The sequence below is a fragment of the Streptomyces sp. NPDC046915 genome (genome assembly GCF_040644935.1).
Taxonomy (GTDB): domain Bacteria; phylum Actinomycetota; class Actinomycetes; order Streptomycetales; family Streptomycetaceae; genus Streptomyces.
Genome location: NZ_JBEYXB010000007.1, coordinates 336,850 through 356,735 on the forward strand (window position 1 = coordinate 336,850; position 19,886 = coordinate 356,735).

The window sequence follows — 19,886 nt, forward strand, 5'->3', positions numbered from 1 at the left end:
GGAGTTGCGGGTGGGCGTGACAGGGCCTGCGGTAACCCGTGGGACACCCCTGTGACACCCGGTGGCCGTGCCGGCGGAATCCCTCGGAGGCGGCTCGTGTTTCACGAGTAGACCGTCCTCACATCGGTAGTAGACCGTCCTCACATCGGTCTGAAGGCGAAGCCGGAGCACAGGATCGCTACCATGGAGGCTCCGGAGCCTGACCGGGGGACCCGGATCGCGCACGAGGAGCCCTCTTGCCAGACGAGGCCCAGCCACTGACCGCCGCCAAGCCCGAGTCCGCCTCGGCGTCCGCGGCCAAGCCCGCGCCGAACGCGCCCCACGCGAAGAACGACACCCGCGGGCCGGTCGAGCACGCCCAGTCCGCGCCCGTGGAGAAGTCGGCCGAGAGCGTGCGCCCCAAGCCGGTCCCGCCCGAGCGTGCCGCGCACTCCCCGGCGGCCCGTCAGTCCACCGGACAGCCCGCGCGCTCCGGCTCCTCCAACCGCGTCCGCGCCCGCCTCGCCCGGCTGGGCGTCCAGCGCGCCAACCCCTACAACCCGGTCCTGGAGCCCTTGCTGCGCATAGTCCGCAGCAACGACCCCAAGATCGAGAACGCCACCCTGCGCCAGATCGAGCGCGCCTACCAGGTCGCCGAGCGCTGGCACCGCGGCCAGAAGCGCAAGAGCGGCGACCCGTACATCACGCACCCGCTGGCGGTCACCACCATCCTGGCCGAGCTGGGCATGGACCCGGCCACCCTGATGGCCGGCCTGCTGCACGACACCGTCGAGGACACCGAGTACGGCCTCGACCAGCTGCGCCGCGACTTCGGTGACACCGTCGCGCTCCTCGTCGACGGCGTCACCAAGCTGGACAAGGTCAAGTTCGGCGAGGCCGCGCAGGCCGAGACGGTGCGCAAGATGGTCGTCGCCATGGCCAAGGACCCGCGCGTCCTGGTCATCAAGCTCGCCGACCGCCTGCACAACATGCGCACCATGCGTTACCTCAAGCGCGAGAAGCAGGAGAAGAAGGCGCGCGAGACGCTGGAGATCTACGCGCCGCTCGCCCACCGGCTGGGCATGAACACCATCAAGTGGGAGCTGGAGGACCTCGCGTTCGCGATCCTCTATCCCAAGATGTACGACGAGATCGTGCGGCTCGTCGCCGAGCGGGCGCCCAAGCGCGACGAGTACCTGGCGATAGTGACCGACGAGGTCCAGGCCGACCTGCGCGCCGCCCGTATCAAGGCGACCGTCACCGGCCGCCCGAAGCACTACTACAGCGTCTACCAGAAGATGATCGTGCGAGGCCGCGACTTCGCCGAGATCTACGACCTGGTGGGCATCCGCGTCCTCGTCGACACCGTGCGCGACTGCTACGCGGCCCTGGGCACGGTGCACGCGCGATGGAACCCGGTCCCCGGCCGGTTCAAGGACTACATCGCGATGCCCAAGTTCAACATGTACCAGTCGCTGCACACGACGGTCATCGGGCCCAACGGCAAGCCGGTCGAACTCCAGATCCGTACGTTCGACATGCACCGCCGCGCCGAGTACGGCATCGCCGCGCACTGGAAGTACAAGCAGGAGGCCGTCGCCGGTGCCTCCAAGATCCGTACCGACGCGCCCAAGTCGTCCGGCAAGGGCAAGGACGATCACCTCAACGACATGGCGTGGCTGCGCCAGCTTCTCGACTGGCAGAAGGAGACCGAGGACCCGGGCGAGTTCCTCGAGTCGCTGCGCTTCGACCTGTCCCGCAACGAGGTCTTCGTCTTCACCCCCAAGGGCGACGTCATCGCGCTCCCGGCCGGCGCCACCCCGGTCGACTTCGCGTACGCGGTGCACACCGAGGTCGGCCACCGCACCATAGGGGCGCGGGTCAACGGCCGCCTCGTACCGCTCGAGTCCACCCTGGACAACGGCGACCTGGTCGAGGTCTTCACCTCCAAGGCACCCGGCGCGGGCCCCTCCCGCGACTGGCTCGGCTTCGTGAAGTCGCCGCGCGCCCGCAACAAGATCCGGGCCTGGTTCTCCAAGGAGCGGCGCGACGAGGCGATCGAGCAGGGCAAGGACGCCATCGTCCGCGCCATGCGCAAGCAGAACCTGCCGATCCAGCGCATCCTCACCGGTGACTCGCTGGTCACCCTCGCGCACGAGATGCGCTACCCGGACATCTCCGCGCTGTACGCGGCGATCGGCGAGGGCCATGTCTCCGCGCAGAACGTGGTGCAGAAGCTCGTCTCCGCACTCGGCGGCGAGGAGGCGGCCACCGAGGAGATCGACGAGGCGGTACCGCCGTCCCGCGGGCGCGGCCGCAAGCGCCGCTCCAGCGCCGACCCGGGCGTCGTCGTCAAGGGCGTCGAGGACGTGTGGGTCAAGCTGGCCCGCTGCTGTACGCCGGTCCCCGGCGACCCGATCATCGGCTTCGTCACGCGCGGTAGCGGCGTATCGGTTCACCGCAGCGACTGCGTCAACGTGGAGTCACTGTCCCGTGAACCGGAGCGCATCCTCGACGTCGAGTGGGCGCCCACCCAGTCCTCGGTCTTCCTGGTCGCCATCCAGGTCGAGGCCCTGGACCGCTCCCGCCTGCTGTCGGACGTCACCCGCGTCCTGTCCGACCAACACGTCAACATCCTCTCCGCGGCCGTCCAGACCTCCCGCGACCGCGTGGCCACCTCCCGCTTCACCTTCGAGATGGGCGACCCCAAGCACCTCGGGCACGTCCTGAAGGCGGTGCGCGGTGTGGAGGGCGTGTACGACGTGTACCGCGTGACCTCCGCGCGCAACCGGTCCTAGCCGGCCCGGTTGCCGCCGGGCAGGACGAGAGGGCCCCGTACATCGTCGTACGGGGCCCTCACGCGCGTGTGGGAGGTCGTCAGCCGCCGAACTCCTGCAGACCCTTCAGCGCCTGGTCCAGGAGCGCCTGGCGGCCCTCCAGCTCCTTCTCGAGCTTGTCGGCCTTGGCGGCGTTGCCCTGGGCGCGGGCCTGCTCGATCTGGCCCGTCAGCTTGTCCACGGCGCCCTGGAGCTGGCCGGTGAGGCCCTCGGCACGCGCGCGTGCCTCCGGGTTCGTCCGGCGCCACTCGGTCTCCTCGGCCTCCTGGATCGCCCGGTCGACGGTGTGCATCCGGCCCTCGACCTTGGGCCGCGCGTCGCGCGGCACATGGCCGATGGCCTCCCAGCGCTCGTTGATCGAGCGGAAGGCGGCCCGCGCGGCCTTGAGGTCCGTGATCGGCAGGAGCTTCTCGGCCTCCTCGGCCAGCTCCTCCTTCAGCTTCAGGTTCTCCGACTGCTCCGCGTCCCGCTCGGCGAACACCGAGCTGCGGGCGGCGAAGAACACGTCCTGGGCACCGCGGAAGCGGTTCCACAGGTCGTCCTCGTGCTCGCGCTGGGCGCGGCCCGCGGCCTTCCAGTCCGCCATCAGCTCGCGGTAGCGGGCCGCCGTCGGCCCCCAGTCCGCCGAACCGGACAGCGCCTCGGCCTCGGCGACCAGCTTCTCCTTGGTCTTGCGGGCCTCCTCGCGCTGCGCGTCCAGCTGCGCGAAGTGCGCCTTGCGGCGCTTGGAGAACGCCGAGCGGGCGTGCGAGAAGCGGTGCCACAGCTCGTCGTCCGACTTGCGGTCCAGACGCGGCAGACCCTTCCAGGTGTCCACCAGGGAACGCAGCCGCTCACCGGCGGCCCGCCACTGGTCGGACTGCGCCAGCTGCTCCGCCTCGGCGACCAGGTCCTCCTTGGCCTTGCGGGCCTCGTCGGACTGCTTGGCCCGCTGCGCCTTGCGCTCCTCACGCCGCGCCTCGACCGTCTCCACGAGCTTGTCGAGGCGGCCCCGCAGAGCACTCAGGTCGCCGACCGCGTGGTGCGCCTCGACCTGCTCCCGGAGGTGGTCGATGGCGGTCTGCGCGTCCTTCGCCGACAGGTCGGTGGTCTGCACTCGCTTCTCGAGGAGGCCGATCTCGACAACCAGGCCCTCGTACTTGCGCTCGAAGTAGGCAAGCGCCTCCTCAGGGGAGCCGGCCGCCCAGGAACCGACGACCTGCTCGCCATCGGCCGTACGCACGTACACGGTCCCCGTCTCGTCGACGCGGCCCCACGGGTCGCTGCTCACAGCGCCTCCTCCACATGATGCCTGCGGGGGGCCTGAAGCTCCCCCGGGCATCGTCCACAGTTTCGTCACGGCCAACATAGGCGACCAGCGGGTGACCTGTCCGCATCCAGCGCGACCGAAATTCCGCTGGCCGCCGCCTCGGCCGTCAGGACTTCGTGACCGTCGCCTTGTTGATCACGACCGTCGCGTTCGGAGCGCCGTCACCCTGGCCCGTGCTCTCGCCCGCGGCGGCGATCTTCTTCAGCACCTTCATGCCCGCCGCGTCGACGGTACCGAACGGTGTGTAGCTGGGCGGCAGCTGACTGTCCTGGTAGACCAGGAAGAACTGGCTGCCACCGGTGTGCTTCTGCCCGGTGTTCGCCATCGCGATCGTGCCCGCCGGGTAGACGTTGCCCTTGAGGCTTTTGTCCTTGAGGTTCTCGTCGGGAATCGTGTATCCCGGACCGCCGCTGCCCGTGCCCGTCGGGTCGCCGCACTGCAGCACGTAGATGCCGTTGGTGGTGAGCCGGTGGCACTTGGTGTGGTCGAAGTAGCCCTTGCCCGCGAGGAAGTCGAACGAGTTCGCGGTGTGCGGGGCCGCCGACGTCTTGAGCGCGATGCCGATGTCACCGCACGTCGTCGCCAGCTTCATCGTGTACTTCGCCGACGTGTCGATGGTCATCGCCGGCTCCTTCTTCCAGCTCAGCTTCTGCACGGAGCCCTTGGCGGCCTTCTCGCACGGGTCCGGAGCCTTGCTGGGGGTGGGGGCCGAGGCGCTGGGCGTGACGTCCGAACTGGCGTTGCTCGCCTTGTCGTCGTCGTTCTTCAGCACCCCGGTCGTGTACAGCGCGACACTGCCGATCACGACCACGCCGAGCACCGACGCGATCACGGAGTTGCGCATGCGTTCCTTGCGCCGCGCGCTGGTGCGCCGCTGCTGCTGCCGCAAGAACTTCTCCCGGGCGAGCTGACGCCGCCGCTGCTCCTGGCTGACCACCGGGTTCTCTCCTCATGCGTGTCGTGCCGTCGACCGGTACGCGTGCGTCCTGTGAGCCGACGGGTGCGTGTAGCCCCGTACCGTATATGGGTTCGCTGAGGAAACGGCAGCGCCGGTAGGCTTCGACAGCAGCTGAAGCGGCCTGTAATCGACACAACGAAGGACGATCGTGCTCATTGCCGGGTTCCCCGCCGGGGCCTGGGGGACGAACTGTTATCTCGTCGCCCCCGCCGCCGGTGAGGAGTGCGTGATCATCGACCCGGGCCACCAGGCCACCGACGGAGTCGAGGAAGCGCTGAAGAAGCATCGGCTCAAGCCCGTCGCCGTCGTCCTCACCCACGGCCACATCGACCACGTGGCCTCGGTCGTCCCGGTGTGCGGCGCGCACGACGTACCGGCGTGGATCCACCCCGAGGACCGGTACATGATGACCGACCCCGAGAAGGCGATCGGCCGTTCCATCGGCATGCCGCTCATGGGCGAGCTGACGGTGGGGGAGCCGGACGACGTCAAGGAGCTGGCCGACGGCGTCAAGCTGGAGCTGGCGGGTCTGGAGCTCTCCGTGGCGCACGCCCCGGGCCATACCAAGGGGTCGGTGACCTTCGGCCTGCCCGAGGCGGCGGACATCCCGCCCATCCTCTTCTCGGGCGACCTGCTGTTCGCCGGCTCCATCGGACGCACCGACTTCCCCGGTGGCTCCATGGACGACATGCTCGAGTCCCTGGCCCGCGTGGTCCTGCCGCTCGACGACTCCACCGTGGTGCTGCCCGGTCACAACGACTACACGACCATCGGCCAGGAGCGCGCCACCAACCCGTATCTGCGGCAGGTGGCCGCCGGCCCGGGAGCGGACGGAGGACCCTCCGCTCCCCGACGAGGAATGTGACGAGAGACTTCCCGTGAGCACCTTCAAGGCCCCCAAGGGCACGTACGACCTCATTCCGCCGGACTCCGCGAAGTACCTGGCGGTCCGCGAGGCCATCGCCGCGCCGCTGCGCAACTCCGGCTACGGCTACGTCGAGACGCCCGGCTTCGAGAACGTCGAGCTCTTCGCGCGCGGAGTCGGTGAGTCGACCGACATCGTGACCAAGGAGATGTACGCCTTCGAGACCAAGGGCGGCGACCGGCTGGCCCTGCGCCCCGAGGGCACGGCCTCCGTGCTGCGGGCCGCGCTGGAGGCCAACCTGCACAAGGCGGGCAACCTGCCGGTCAAGCTCTGGTACTCCGGCTCCTACTACCGCTACGAGCGCCCGCAGAAGGGCCGCTACAGGCACTTCTCGCAGGTCGGTGCGGAGGCCATCGGGGCCGAGGACCCGGCGCTGGACGCCGAGCTGATCATCCTGGCCGACCAGGCGTACCGCTCGCTCGGGCTCAGGAACTTCCGCATCCTGCTGAACTCGCTGGGCGACAAGGAGTGCCGGCCGGTGTACCGGGCCGCGCTTCAGGACTTCCTGCGCGGCCTGGACCTCGACGAGGACACCCTGCGCCGCTCCGAGATCAACCCGCTGCGCGTCCTGGACGACAAGCGGGAGTCGGTCCAGAAGCAGCTCGGGGACGCGCCGCTGCTGCGCGACTATCTGTGCGACGCGTGCAAGGCGTACCACGAGGAGGTGCGCGAGCTGATCAGCGCGGCGGGCGTGGCCTTCGAGGACGACCCGAAGCTGGTGCGCGGGCTGGACTACTACACCCGGACGACCTTCGAGTTCGTGCACGACGGTCTGGGCTCGCAGTCCGCCGTGGGCGGCGGCGGCCGCTACGACGGGCTGTCCGAGATGATCGGCGGGCCCGCGCTGCCGTCGGTGGGCTGGGCCCTCGGCGTCGACCGTACGGTGCTGGCCCTGGAGGCGGAGGGCGTCGAGCTCGACCTTCCCTCGGCGACCAGCGTCTTCGCGGTGCCGCTCGGGGAGGAGGCCCGGCGGGTGCTGTTCGCCAAGGTCACCGAGCTGCGGAAGGTCGGCATCGCGGCGGACTTCTCCTACGGTGCCAAGGGGCTGAAGGGCGCCATGAAGAACGCCAACCGCAGCGGGGCCCGGTACACGGTCGTCGCCGGTGAGCGTGACCTCGCCGACGGTGTCGTCCAGCTCAAGGACATGGAGAGCGGCGAGCAGACGGCCGTCGGCCTCAACGAGATCGTGGCCGAACTGGAGTCACGGCTGAGCTGAACCGGACGGGGCGGCGCGGGACCTTTCCCCGCCGCCCCTACGGGGGAGCGGGTGGGGTCAGTCGAGGAGGTTGTGGCGTAGGGCCGAGGTGACCGCCGCGGTTCGGTCGTCCACTCCCAGCTTGCCGAAGACGCGCAGCAGGTGGGTCTTGACCGTCGACTCGCCGATGAACAGCCGTCGGCCTATCTCGGCGTTGGTGCAGCCCTCGGCCACCAGGCGCAGTACCGCGGTCTCCCGGGCGGACAGGCGGGGGCGCTCCGGCTTGGCGCGGAGCTGGTCCACCAGGCGGGCCGCCACCGAGGGGGCCAGCACCGTTTCGCCGCGCGCGGCGGCGCGTACCGCGTCGGCCAGCCGGCCCCGGGGCAGGTCCTTGAGGAGATAGCCCGCGGCCCCGGCCTCGACCGCGCGCAGGATGTCGCGGTCCGTGTCGTACGTCGTCAGGACGATCACCCGGCAGGGCAGCCCGGCCTCGCTCATCCGCTCGATCGAGTCGACCCCGTCGCCGCCCGGCATCCGCAGGTCCATCAGCACGATGTCGGGCCGCAGCTCGGCCGCCAGCGCCTCCGCCTGCGGCCCGCTCGTGGCGTCGGCGACGACCTCCAGGTCGGGCTCGGCGCTGAGCATCGCGCGCAGGCCCTCCCGGACGACGGGGTGGTCGTCGGCCAGGACGATCCGGATCACGGGGCGTCACTCCTCATGGTGGCGGGGACGGGCAGGCGTACGGTCACCGTCGTCCCGTCGCCCGGCGCGCTGCGGACCGAGGCGGTCCCGCCCACCTCGGCGGCCCGGGCCCGCAGCCCGGCCAGACCGTACCCGGCGCGGACGGCGGCCGGGTCGAAGCCGTGTCCGTTGTCGTGGACGCAGAGGGTGAGCGCCGCGTCCGCGTATGTCAGTTCGATGGCGACCGCCGCCGACGCTCCCGCATGCCGGCGGGCGTTCGTCAGCGCCTCCTGGCAGGAGCGCAGGGCGACCACCTCGGGACCGGCCGGCAACGGTCGCACCGGACCGGTCACCTCCACGGTCACCCCGTGCCGGGCCGCGAGCCGGCGCAGCGCGTCGGGCAGCGAGGCGCCGTCGAGGTCGGCCGGCGCGCCCCCGGCCACGAGGGCCCGGGCCTCGGCGAGGTTCTGGCGGGCCGTGGCGTCCATCAGCGCGAGATGGCGGCGGGCCTGCGGGAGGTCGTCGTCCAGCTCGGCCTCGACCGCCTGGACGAGCATCAGCAGGCTGGTGAAGCCCTGCGCGAGGGTGTCGTGGATCTCGCGCGCCATCCGCTCCCGCTCGGCCAGCGCGCCGTGCGCCGCCGACAGCCGGGCGACCTCGTGGCGGCTGGCGTCCAGTTCCGCGATCAGCTCGGCCCGTTCCCAGCTCTGCTCGATGATGCGGATGATCCAGCTGCCGACCACCACCGAGAAGACGAGGGTGACCCCGGCGGACAGCGCGTTGGCGAACATGTCCCGGCCGTCCGGCCGCCACAGCAGCGCCCAGCCCGCCACCGGCACCAGGTTGATGACGGTCACCGCCACCAGCGCCCGCCGCATCCTGAGCGTCATGAAGCACTGGGGGACGAGCGCGAACGCCATCAGCCGCGTCTCGCCGACCAGGACCGCCGACGGCAGGAACAGCGCGATGGCCACACCGAGGTAGCGCAACGTCCTCCGTTCCTCCGGCGGGTCCTCCTGGACCAGCGTGCGGCCCACCACGGCGTACCAGGGCACCAGCGGGACGAGCAGCCCGGCGGCGACGGCGCGGACGGGCCACCCGGGATGCCTGGCGGCGAGCACGAAGGCGAGGGTGGCCAGCCAGGCGATCGCGAAGTACAGGTCCCAGAGCCGGATCGTGCGGTCCCAGGCGTGTACGTCGCGGGCCGCGTCCGGGTCGGTCATCCGGTGCGCCGGTCCCGCCAGCGGAAGGTCAGCAGACACAGCGCCAATCCTGCGGCGCACCAGGCGGTGAGCACCAGGGCGATCCGTCCGAACTCCCAGCTGCCCGCCTGCTCCAGGACCCGCGCGGAATCCGGCAGGAACACCCCCCGCAGCCCCTGGCACAGCCACTTCAGCGGGAACAGGGCGCCCACGTCCAGCATCCAGCCGGGGATCGTGGCGACGGAGATGTACACCCCGGAGATGAACTGGAGCACCAGGAACGGCAGCACCACGACGGAGCTCGCGCTCTGCGCGGACCGGGGTACCGAGCTGATCGCGATGCCGAGCAGCGCGCACGCGGTCAGCCCGAGCACGAAGATCCATCCGAAGTCCAGCCAGCGGCCCGCGTCCGACGGGAGGTCGACGCCGTACAGCGTGGTGCCGACGAGCAGCAGGATCACCGTCTCCACCACGCCGGTGAACAGAACGAGCCAGATCTTCCCGAGGAAGTACGCCGTCGGCGGCATCGGCGTGCCGCGCAGCCGGCGCAGCGCCTTCTGGTCCCGCTCCACGGCGATCGAGATGCCCAGCGACTGGAAGCTCGTCGACATGATCCCGGAGGCCATCATCGCGGGGACGTACAGCTGGGAGGCGGTGACACCGCTGCCGTGGACGTCGTCGTGGAAGATCGACGCGAACAGGAACAGGAAGACGACCGGGAAGGCGAAGGTGAACACCACCTGTTCGCGCTGCCGGAAGAACTGCTTGATCTCCAGCGCGCCGCGGCTGAGACCGAGGGACCAGGTCGTCATCGGGTTGCCTCCTGTCCGGTCAGCCGGAGGTAGACGTCCTCCAGCGTGGGGCGGCTCACCGCCAGGCCCGGGATCTCGCCGTCGAAGCGCTCCACGAGCGCCGCGACCGTCTTCGTCGGCGTGTCCGTGTGCTCCGCGCGCGCGGAGCCGTCGGGATCCGTCCAGGTCACCGTGGCGCCGGTGCCGTACCGTCCGCGCAGTTCGCCGGGCTCGCCCTCGGCGACGACCCGGCCGCGGGCGACCACCGCGAGCCGGTCCGCGAGGGCTTCGGCCTCCTCCAGGTAGTGCGTGGTGAGCACGATCGTCGTGCCCTCGTCGGCCAGCAGCCGGATCAGGTCCCAGAACTGCCGGCGGGCCGCCGGGTCGAAGCCGGTCGTCGGCTCGTCCAGGAGCAGCAGCTCGGGACCGCCGATCACGCCGAGCGCCACGTCGAGGCGGCGGCGCTGACCGCCCGAGAGGCCCTTGATCCGGCTGTCGGCCTTGGCCCCCAGCCCGACCAGGCCGATGACCTGCTCCGAGTCACGCGGGCGGGGGTAGTAGCGGGCGAAATGCCGTACCGTCTCGCGGACCGTCAACTCGGCGGGTGCCGATTCGTCCTGCCAGACGATTCCTACACGGGATCGCCACGCGCGCGTGGCGGTCGCCGGATCCGCCCCCAGGACCGAGACCTCGCCCGCGTCCCGGGTGCGGTTGCCCTGGAGGATCTCCACCGTCGTGCTCTTGCCCGCGCCGTTCGGCCCGAGCAGGCCGAACACCTCCCCGCGCCGGATGCCGAGATCGATGCCGTCCACCGCGGTCACGTCCCCGTACTGCTTGCGCAGCCCCCGTACGTGCACCGCGAAATCGTTCGCGTGTGCTGTCATGCCCTCGAGCTTCGGCCGGAACCGAACGCTCCGGGACGACCGTGCGTACCTCCTTATGTCCACCGAACGGTGGACAGAGGCCTGGGTGCGGCACAATGACCGTGCCCGAAGAAGGTCCAATCCTCAAGCGACGGATCGGCGTGATGAGCAAGACGACAGTCAAGGACGTCTCCACGGAGCCCGGGCCGGACGAGGCCGACGCCGTGCCGCGCACGGTGGGGGGCAGCCGTGCGTTCGCCCTGCTGCTGGTGATCACCGGCGCGGCCGGACTGCTCGCCGCGTGGGTCATCACGATCGACAAGTTCAAGATCCTCGAGGCCAAGGTCGCGGGCAAGACCTTCACCCCCGGTTGCAGCCTCAACCCGGTCGTCTCCTGCGGCAGCGTCATGGAGAGCAAGCAGGCCGCGGCCTTCGGGTTCCCCAACCCGATGCTCGGCCTGGTCTGCTACGGCATCGTCATCTGCGTCGGCATGAGCCTGCTCGCCCGGGCCCGCTTCCCGCGCTGGTACTGGCTCACCTTCAACTTCGGCACGCTCTTCGGCGTGGCCTTCTGCACCTGGTTGCAGTTCCAGTCGCTGTACCGGATCAACGCGCTGTGCCTGTGGTGTTCGCTGGCCTGGGTCGCCACGATCACGATGTTCTGGTACGTGACGTCGTTCAACATCCGCAACGACTTCCTGCCCGTCCCACGCTGGCTGAAGGGCTTCTTCGACGAGTTCACCTGGGTGATGCCGGTGCTGCACGTCGGCATCATCGGCATGCTGGTCCTGACCCGCTGGTGGGACTTCTGGACCAGCTGACAGCCCTGAGGGGATTGTCAGTGGGGTGACTTAGGGTTTCTTGCGTGGAACCCGACCTGTTCACCGCCGCAGCAGAAGAACGCCAGGAGAAGGACCCCGCCGCGAGTCCCCTGGCGGTGCGCATGCGCCCGCGCATCCTCGACGAGGTGGTGGGCCAGCAGCACCTGCTCAAGCCCGGCTCGCCCCTGCGCCGGCTGGTCGGCGAGGGCGCGGGCGGCCCCGCCGGACCGTCCTCGGTGATCCTCTGGGGGCCGCCCGGCACCGGCAAGACGACCCTGGCGTACGTCGTCTCCAAGGCCACCGACAAGCGCTTCGTGGAGCTGTCGGCCATCACCGCGGGCGTCAAGGAGGTCCGCGCGGTCATCGACGGCGCGCGCCGGGCCACCGGCGGCTTCGGCAAGGAGACCGTCCTCTTCCTGGACGAGATCCACCGCTTCAGCAAGGCCCAGCAGGACTCCCTGCTCCCCGCGGTCGAGAACCGCTGGGTGACCCTGATCGCGGCCACCACCGAGAACCCGTACTTCTCGGTGATCTCCCCGCTGCTGTCCCGCTCCCTCCTGCTCACCCTCGAACCCCTCACCGACGACGACCTGCGCGGCCTCGTCCGGCGGGCTCTGGCCGACGAGCGCGGCCTGGGGGGCGCCGTCACCCTCCCCGAGGACACCGAGGACCACCTGCTGCGCATCGCCGGCGGCGACGCCCGCCGCGCCCTGACCGCCCTGGAGGCCGCCGCGGGGGCCGCGCTCGACAAGGGCGAGACGGACCTCGCCCTGGCGACGCTGGAGGAGACGGTCGACCGGGCGGCGGTGAAGTACGACCGCGACGGCGACCAGCACTACGACGTCGCCAGCGCGCTCATCAAGTCCATCCGGGGATCGGACGTCGACGCCGCGCTGCACTACCTGGCCCGGATGATCGAGGCCGGCGAGGACCCCCGCTTCATCGCCCGCCGCCTGATGATCTCCGCCAGCGAGGACATCGGTCTGGCCGATCCGAACGCCCTGCCGATCGCGGTCGCGGCCGCCCAGGCCGTCGCCATGATCGGCTTCCCCGAGGCCGCCCTCACCCTCAGCCACGTCACCATCGCCCTCGCCCTGGCGCCCAAGTCCAACTCCGCGACCACCGCGATAGGCGCCGCCCTGGACGACGTGCGGGGGGGCCTGGCCGGCCCGGTGCCGGCGCACCTGCGGGACGGGCACTACAAGGGCGCGGCCAAACTCGGGCACGCGCAGGGGTACGTGTACCCGCACGACCTGCCCGAGGGCATCGCCCAGCAGCAGTACGCGCCGGACGCCATCAAGGAACGCGAGTACTACACGCCGGGCAGGCACGGCGCCGAGGCGAGGTACGCGGACGCCGTCGAGTGGACCCGCAAGCACCTCGGTCGCAAGCGGTCCTGAGCGCCCTGTAGACTGCCTCGAAGTGCTGAGTCCCGTGCCGTCAGAGCGGGACAGCCAGCCGGAGACCCGGTCCTTCGCGGACCGGCTCCAGGAGCGTCGCGCACCGTCGAACGGTGTCGCGGGCAGCCCACCACCACCCGATATCCCGGGTACGGTCGGTGGGCCACTCGCGTGCTGCACGTATGTGCCCAGACCAGGGGAGCGGCTGCCCGCCCCGTCCGTCAGGACGAGGGGGGTTTCCCCGGCTGCGGATGCGACCTCCCTCGACACTGACAAGCCGGAAATTCAGAAAAGAGACAGAGACAGTGGCGAACCAGTCCCGCCCCAAGGTCAAGAAGTCGCGTGCGCTCGGCATCGCGCTGACCCCGAAGGCCGTCAAGTACTTCGAGGCCCGCCCCTACCCGCCGGGTGAGCACGGCCGTGGCCGCAAGCAGAACTCGGACTACAAGGTCCGTCTGCTCGAGAAGCAGCGTCTGCGCGCTCAGTACGACATCTCCGAGCGCCAGCTGGTCCGCGCCTACGACCGTGCCTCCAAGGTTCAGGGCAAGACCGGTGAGGCCCTGATCGTCGAGCTCGAGCGCCGTCTCGACGCGCTGGTCCTGCGTTCGGGCATCGCCCGCACCATCTACCAGGCCCGTCAGATGGTCGTCCACGGCCACATCCAGGTCAACGGCCAGAAGGTGGACAAGCCCTCCTTCCGCGTGCGCCCGGACGACGTCATCCAGGTCCGTGACCGGTCCAAGGACAAGACGCTCTTCCAGATCGCCCGTGAGGGTGGCTTCGCCCCCGACGGCGAGACCCCCCGCTACCTCCAGGTGAACCTCCGCGCCCTGGCCTTCCGCCTGGACCGCGAGCCGAACCGCAAGGAAGTTCCGGTCATCTGCGACGAGCAGCTCGTCGTCGAGTACTACGCCCGCTGATCACCAGCCGGGTGTAGCACCTCAGCGTCAGCCCGCCGTCTCCCCGCCCTTCCGGGCGGGCGAGGCGGCGGGCTTTCGTGATTGTCCCGCCCCCGGGAGGTAATCCGGTACGGAGCGCCACCCCCGGCGCGATAGGCTCGGTGCACGACTTTCTCGATGTCCAGAGCACGTTTCAGGGAGCGGGTGCGCACAGTGTCCGGTGGAGAAGTGGCCGGAATCCTGGTGGCCGTCTTCTGGGCGATCCTGGTCTCCTTCCTCGCCGTCGCGCTGGCGAGGCTGGCCCAGACGCTCAAGGCGACCACCAAGCTCGTGGCGGACGTGACCGACCAGGCCGTCCCGCTGCTGGCCGACGCCTCCTCGGCGGTGCGCTCCGCGCAGACCCAGATCGACCGGGTCGACGCGATCGCCTCCGACGTCCAGGAGGTCACGTCGAACGCCTCCGCGCTCTCGACCACCGTCGCCTCCACCTTCGGCGGCCCCCTGGTGAAGGTCGCGGCCTTCGGCTACGGCGTGCGCCGGGCCCTGGGCGGCCGCAAGGAGGACGTGCCCGCGAAGTCGCCCCGGCGTACCGTGATCGTGGGCCGCACGGTTCCCGCCGCACGTCGCAAGCGGAAGTAAGGACTGAGACCGAGCGATGTTCCGCCGTACGTTCTGGTTCAGCACGGGTGTCGCCGCCGGTGTGTGGGCCACCACCAAGGTCAACCGCAAGCTGAAGCAGCTCACCCCCGAGAGCCTCGCCGCCAGCGCGGCGAACAAGGCACTCGAGACCGGCCAGCGCCTGAAGCACCGCGCGGTCGGCTTCGCGCTCGACGTCCGCGACAACATGGCGCAGCGGGAGGCCGAGCTGGGAGACGCACTGGGTATCGCCGCGGATCCCGAACTCCCCGCGCCCCGGCGGCACGCCGCCATCGAGAACGACCGCAGCAACCCGAAGTACGTCGAGAACACGACGTACTCGTACAACCGGAATGAGGACCACTGATGGAGTCGGCTGAGATTCGCCGCCGCTGGTTGAGCTTCTTCGAGGAGCGCGGTCACACCGTCGTCCCTTCGGCGTCGCTCATCGCGGACGACCCGACTCTGCTCCTCGTCCCGGCCGGCATGGTCCCCTTCAAGCCCTACTTCCTGGGTGAGGTCAAGCCGCCCTTCGCCCGCGCCACCAGCGTGCAGAAGTGCGTGCGCACGCCCGACATCGAAGAGGTCGGCAAGACCACACGCCACGGCACGTTCTTCCAGATGTGCGGCAACTTCTCCTTCGGCGACTACTTCAAGGAAGGCGCCATCAAGTACGCCTGGGAGCTGCTCACCAGCCCCCAGGACAAGGGCGGTTACGGCCTGGAGGCCGACCGTCTGTGGATCACCGTCTACAAGGACGACGACGAGGCCGAGCGCATCTGGCACGAGGTCGTCGGCGTGCCCAAGGAGCGCATCCAGCGCCTGGGCATGAAGGACAACTACTGGTCCATGGGCGTCCCCGGCCCCTGCGGCCCCTGCTCCGAGATCAACTACGACCGCGGCCCCGAGTTCGGCGTCGAGGGCGGCCCCGCCGTCAACGACGAGCGGTACGTGGAGATCTGGAACCTCGTCTTCATGCAGTACGAGCGGGGCGAGGGCATCGGCAAGGACAACTTCGAGATCCTCGGCGACCTGCCCAGCAAGAACATCGACACCGGCCTCGGCCTGGAGCGCCTCGCCATGATTCTGCAGGGCGTGCAGAACATGTACGAGATCGACACGTCCATGGCCGTCATCAAGAAGGCCACCGAGCTGACCGGCGTGGCCTACGGCGACGCCCACCACTCGGACGTCTCCCTGCGCGTGGTCACCGACCACATGCGCACCTCCGTGATGCTCATCGGCGACGGCGTCACCCCCGGCAACGAGGGCCGCGGTTACGTCCTGCGCCGCATCATGCGCCGCGCCATCCGCAACATGCGCCTCCTCGGTGCCACCGGTCCGGTCGTCCTCGACCTGATCGACACCGTGATCCGGATGATGGGCCAGCAGTACCCCGAGCTGGTCACCGACCGCGAGCGCATCGAGAAGGTGGCCGTCGCCGAGGAGAACGCCTTCCTCAAGACCCTCAAGGCCGGCACCAACATCCTCGACACCGCCGTCACGGAGACCAAGGCCTCCGGTGGCTCGGTCCTCGCCGGCGACAAGGCGTTCCTGCTCCACGACACCTGGGGCTTCCCGATCGACCTCACCCTCGAGATGGCCGCCGAGCAGGGCCTCTCCGTGGACGAGGACGGCTTCCGCCGTCTGATGAAGGAGCAGCGGGAGCGCGCCAAGGCCGACGCCCAGGCCAAGAAGACCGGCCACGCCGGCGCGGGCGCCTACCGCGAGATCGCCGACAAGACCGGTGAGACCGACTTCATCGGCTACACGGACACCGAGGGCGAGACCACCATCGTCGGCATCCTCGTCGACGGCGTCTCCTCCCCGGCCGCGACCGAGGGCGACGAGGTGGAGATCGTCCTGGACCGCACCCCGTTCTACGCCGAGGGCGGCGGCCAGATCGGCGACACCGGCCGCATCAAGGTCGACACCGGTGCCGTCATCGAGATCCGCGACTGCCAGAAGCCGGTGCCGGGCGTCTACGTCCACAAGGGCGTCGTCCAGGTCGGTGAGATCACCGTCGGCGCCAAGGCCCACGCCTCGATCGACGCCCGCCGCCGCACGGCCATCGCCCGCGCCCACTCGGCCACGCACCTCACCCACCAGGCCCTGCGCGACGCCCTCGGCCCGACGGCCGCCCAGGCCGGTTCCGAGAACCAGCCCGGCCGCTTCCGCTTCGACTTCGGATCGCCGTCCGCCGTTCCGACGGCCGTGATGACCGACGTCGAGCAGAAGATCAACGAGGTGCTCGCCCGCGACCTCGACGTCCGCGCCGACGTCATGGGCATCGACGAGGCCAAGAAGCAGGGCGCCATCGCCGAGTTCGGCGAGAAGTACGGCGAGCGCGTCCGCGTGGTGACCATCGGCGACTTCTCCAAGGAGCTGTGCGGCGGCACGCACGTGCACAACACCGCCCAGCTGGGCCTGGTGAAGCTGCTCGGCGAGTCCTCGATCGGCTCCGGTGTGCGCCGTATCGAGGCCCTGGTCGGCGTGGACGCCTACAACTTCCTCGCCCGTGAGCACACGGTCGTCGCCCAGCTCCAGGAGCTGATCAAGGGCCGGCCGGAGGAGCTCCCGGAGAAGGTCTCCGCCATGCTCGGCAAGCTGAAGGACGCCGAGAAGGAGATCGAGAAGTTCCGCGCCGAGAAGGTGCTCCAGGCCGCCGCCGGCCTGGTCGAGTCCGCCAAGGACATCCGCGGCATCGCCCTCGTCACCGGTCAGGTCCCGGACGGCACGACCCCCGACGACCTGCGCAAGCTGGTCCTCGACGTGCGCGGCCGCATCCAGGGCGGACGGGCCGCCGTGGTGGCCCTGTTCACGGTGAACAACGGCAAGCCGCTCACGGTCATCGCCACCAACGAGGCCGCCCGTGAACGCGGCCTCAAGGCCGGTGACCTGGTCCGCACGGCCGCCAAGACCCTCGGCGGCGGCGGTGGCGGCAAGCCGGACGTCGCCCAGGGCGGCGGCCAGAACCCGGCCGCCGTCGGCGAGGCCGTCGACGCGGTCGAGCGCCTCGTGGTGGAAACGGCCAAGTGAACGCCGGGAACCCCGAGAACACGGCAGGCGGTGAGGGCCGGGCCATGCGCCGAGGACGCCGACTCGCGATCGACGTCGGGGACGCCCGTATCGGGGTCGCTTCGTGCGACCCCGATGGGATCCTCGCCACACCGGTGGAGACCGTCCCCGGGCGGGACATCCCGGCCGCTCACCGCAGGCTGAGGCAACTCGTCGAGGAGTACGAGCCGATCGAGGTAGTCGTCGGTCTCCCTCGCTCCCTCAAGGGGGGCGAGGGCCCGGCCGCCGCCAAGGTGCGTCGCTTCGCCCAGGAAATGGCACGCATGATTCAGCCGGTGGGGGTCAGACTCGTGGACGAGCGGATGACGACCGTGACGGCCACTCAGGGGCTGCGCGCCTCCGGCGTGACGTCCAAGAAGGGCCGTTCCGTCATCGATCAGGCGGCCGCCGTGATCATTCTGCAACAGGCCTTGGAATCCGAACGGGTGTCAGGTAATACACCCGGCGAGGGCGTCGAAGTGGTCATCTGATCGCGATACGGTAACGTTCCGCGCGATGCGACGGTTTTCGAACAGCCGCCGCACAGCAAGAGGCGGAACGTCAGCGGGCCCCACGAGCCGCGCGACCGCCCGCCTCGCGGCTCTAGGGGATCGATGACTGAGTATGGCCGGGGCCAAGGCTCCGAACCGTGGCATCCGGAGGACCCGTTGTTCGGGGACGGCGGATGGGAAGGGCAGCAGCAGGCCCATGTGGGCCCGCAGTCTGCCTACGGCGGCCAGCCGCAGCACCCGCAGGAGCAGCAGCAGTACGGTGACTGGGGCCACAACCAGCAGGGCGGGTACGACCAGCAGCAGTACCAGTACCACGACGGGCAGGGTCACCAGCACTACGGCGCGCAGGGACAGCAGCAGTACGGTCAGCAGTACGCCGGTCATTCCCAGGAGCAGTACCACCAGGGCGGCGGCTGGGACGCCACCGGCACCCACGGACACGTGCCCTACGCCGCGGATCCGGGCGACCCCTACGGCCAGCAGCCGGTGGCGTACGGCGCGGAGCAGCCCGACTTCTACGGCACGCCCGACGCGTACCCCCCGCCGGAGCCCCCCGGCCAGCGGCGCCCCGAACCGGAAGCCGAGGCGGAGCCGGACGCGGAGACCGGCTGGGACCCCGGTCCCGACCAGGGCGAACACGCCTTCTTCGCCGGAGACGACCAGGACGACGAGGAAGACGACACCCCACAGGGCCGGCGCGCGGGCGGCAAGGGCTCCAAGAACGGGAAGGGCCCCAAGAAGAAGGGGCGCAACGGCTTCGCCTGCCTGGTGGTGTGCCTGGTGTTCGGCGGTGGCCTGGCCGGTGTCGGCTACTTCGGCTACCACTTCTACCAGGATCGTTTCGGCGCGGCGCCGGACTACGCGGGCTCCGGGAACGGCGAACAGGTCACGGTCGTCATCCCCAAGGGCGCCGGCGGCTACACGATCGGGCAGAAGCTGAAGGAAGCGGGCGTCGTCGAGAGTGTCGACGCGCTCGTCTCCGCGCTCGGCGCGAACCCCAATGGCAAGGGTATCCAGGACGGCGTCTACACGCTTCAGAAGCACATGTCGGCCGCGAGTGCGGTCGAACTGATGCTGAGCCCGAAGGGCCACAGCAACCTGGTCATCGCCGAGGGCGAGCGCAACGTACGGGTCTACGAGAAGATCGACGAGCGCCTCGGGGTGCCGAAGGGCTCCACCGCGAAGGTGGCGAAGAACGACTACCGCAAACTGGGCCTGCCCGACTGGGCGCTGAGCCACGCGAACCTCAAGGATCCGCTGGAAGGATTCCTCTATCCGTCCAGCTACGCGGCCGCGAAGGGGCAGAAGCCCGAGGCCGTCCTCAAGAGCATGGTCTCCCAGGCCAATCAGACGTACCAGGAGCTCGGCCTCGTGAAGAAGGCCAAGTCCCTGGGGCTCGACAGCCCCTGGCAGTTGCTGACGGTGGCAAGCCTCGTCCAGGCCGAGGGCACCAGCCATGACGACTTCCGCAAGATGGCCGAGGTCGTCTACAACCGCCTCGTACCCGGCAACCCGCAGACCAACGGCAGGCTCGAGTTCGACTCCACGTACAACTACGTGAAGAACCAGAGCAAGATCGACCTGTCGATCGCCGAGCTGCGCAATTACAACAATCCCTACAACACGTACTTCGTCAGGGGCCTGCCGCCGGGCCCCATCGACAACCCGGGCGAGGAAGCGCTCAGGGGCGCGCTCGACCCGACGCACGACGGCTGGTACTACTTCATCTCGATGGACGGCAAGACCAGCGAATTCACCAAGACGCTCGCGGAACACCAGAAGCTGGTCGACCAGTGGAACGCGTCGAGGAAGAAGGGCTGA

The 19,886-nt window shown here is 70.0% G+C and carries 17 protein-coding genes; 11 read left to right on the forward strand and 6 right to left on the reverse strand.

Features of this window, described 5'->3' with window-relative positions; genetic code table 11:
• Positions 1–236: 236 nt before the first annotated feature.
• A complete protein-coding gene (gene relA, locus ABZ915_RS20595) occupies positions 237–2,777 on the forward strand; it encodes a GTP pyrophosphokinase (RefSeq protein ID WP_361804731.1) in 2,541 nt (846 codons plus the stop codon).
• A gap of 79 nt (positions 2,778–2,856) precedes the next feature.
• Here relA and ABZ915_RS20600 read toward each other — a convergent pair whose 3' ends face one another.
• Complete coding sequence (locus tag ABZ915_RS20600) at positions 2,857–4,086, reverse strand: DUF349 domain-containing protein (RefSeq protein ID WP_361804734.1); 1,230 nt, start codon at positions 4,084–4,086, stop codon at positions 2,857–2,859.
• A 145-nt stretch (positions 4,087–4,231) separates the two neighbouring features.
• A complete protein-coding gene (locus tag ABZ915_RS20605) occupies positions 4,232–5,062 on the reverse strand; it encodes a peptidylprolyl isomerase (protein WP_361804737.1) in 831 nt (276 codons plus the stop codon).
• 169 nt (positions 5,063–5,231) lie between these two features.
• Between ABZ915_RS20605 and ABZ915_RS20610 the strand changes: the two genes are divergently transcribed.
• A complete protein-coding gene (locus ABZ915_RS20610) occupies positions 5,232–5,948 on the forward strand; it encodes an MBL fold metallo-hydrolase (RefSeq protein ID WP_361804740.1) in 717 nt (238 codons plus the stop codon).
• A 13-nt stretch (positions 5,949–5,961) separates the two neighbouring features.
• Entirely contained in the window at positions 5,962–7,224 is a 1,263-nt protein-coding gene (gene hisS / locus ABZ915_RS20615) for a histidine--tRNA ligase (protein WP_361804743.1), read from the forward strand.
• 57 nt (positions 7,225–7,281) lie between these two features.
• Here the strand turns inward: hisS and ABZ915_RS20620 are convergent, their stop codons facing one another.
• The 4 genes from ABZ915_RS20620 to ABZ915_RS20635 are packed head-to-tail and all read right to left on the reverse strand — an operon-like array spanning position 7,282 to position 10,761.
• Positions 7,282–7,905, reverse strand: a complete 624-nt coding sequence (locus ABZ915_RS20620) for a response regulator transcription factor (protein WP_361804746.1) — start codon at positions 7,903–7,905, stop codon at positions 7,282–7,284.
• Positions 7,902–9,107: a sensor histidine kinase gene (locus ABZ915_RS20625; protein WP_361805123.1), complete on the reverse strand. Its 1,206-nt coding sequence runs from the start codon at positions 9,105–9,107 to the stop codon at positions 7,902–7,904. Before ABZ915_RS20625 ends, ABZ915_RS20620 begins: the two co-directional genes overlap by 4 nt.
• Positions 9,104–9,898, reverse strand: a complete 795-nt coding sequence (locus ABZ915_RS20630) for an ABC transporter permease (protein WP_361804749.1) — start codon at positions 9,896–9,898, stop codon at positions 9,104–9,106. The genes ABZ915_RS20625 and ABZ915_RS20630 overlap by 4 nt, the downstream gene beginning before the upstream one ends.
• On the reverse strand, positions 9,895–10,761 hold the full coding sequence (locus tag ABZ915_RS20635; RefSeq protein WP_361804752.1) for an ABC transporter ATP-binding protein: 867 nt from the start codon (positions 10,759–10,761) through the stop codon (positions 9,895–9,897). The genes ABZ915_RS20630 and ABZ915_RS20635 overlap by 4 nt, the downstream gene beginning before the upstream one ends.
• A gap of 143 nt (positions 10,762–10,904) precedes the next feature.
• Between ABZ915_RS20635 and ABZ915_RS20640 the strand changes: the two genes are divergently transcribed.
• The 8 genes from ABZ915_RS20640 to mltG all read left to right on the forward strand — a co-directional run bounded on the left by ABZ915_RS20640 (position 10,905) and on the right by mltG (position 19,886).
• Positions 10,905–11,561 (forward strand): vitamin K epoxide reductase family protein, encoded by a 657-nt coding sequence (locus tag ABZ915_RS20640; protein ID WP_361804755.1) that lies wholly within the window; start codon positions 10,905–10,907, stop codon positions 11,559–11,561.
• Positions 11,562–11,605: 44 nt separating this feature from the next.
• Positions 11,606–12,961, forward strand: coding sequence for a replication-associated recombination protein A (locus ABZ915_RS20645; RefSeq protein ID WP_361804758.1), 1,356 nt, complete (start codon positions 11,606–11,608; stop codon positions 12,959–12,961).
• A 305-nt stretch (positions 12,962–13,266) separates the two neighbouring features.
• Positions 13,267–13,881 (forward strand): 30S ribosomal protein S4, encoded by a 615-nt coding sequence (gene rpsD / locus ABZ915_RS20650; protein WP_361804761.1) that lies wholly within the window; start codon positions 13,267–13,269, stop codon positions 13,879–13,881.
• A 183-nt stretch (positions 13,882–14,064) separates the two neighbouring features.
• Positions 14,065–14,499, forward strand: a complete 435-nt coding sequence (locus ABZ915_RS20655; RefSeq protein WP_361804764.1) for a DUF948 domain-containing protein — start codon at positions 14,065–14,067, stop codon at positions 14,497–14,499.
• A 16-nt stretch (positions 14,500–14,515) separates the two neighbouring features.
• Complete coding sequence (locus ABZ915_RS20660; protein WP_361804767.1) at positions 14,516–14,863, forward strand: hypothetical protein; 348 nt, start codon at positions 14,516–14,518, stop codon at positions 14,861–14,863.
• The gene (gene alaS, locus ABZ915_RS20665; protein ID WP_361804770.1) at positions 14,863–17,535 is read left to right on the forward strand and encodes an alanine--tRNA ligase; all 2,673 of its coding nucleotides are present in this window, start codon (positions 14,863–14,865) and stop codon (positions 17,533–17,535) included. Before ABZ915_RS20660 ends, alaS begins: the two co-directional genes overlap by 1 nt.
• Positions 17,536–17,579: 44 nt before the next feature.
• Complete coding sequence (ruvX, locus tag ABZ915_RS20670) at positions 17,580–18,044, forward strand: Holliday junction resolvase RuvX (RefSeq protein WP_361805126.1); 465 nt, start codon at positions 17,580–17,582, stop codon at positions 18,042–18,044.
• Between the two features lie 123 nt (positions 18,045–18,167).
• A complete protein-coding gene (gene mltG / locus ABZ915_RS20675; protein WP_361804773.1) occupies positions 18,168–19,886 on the forward strand; it encodes an endolytic transglycosylase MltG in 1,719 nt (572 codons plus the stop codon).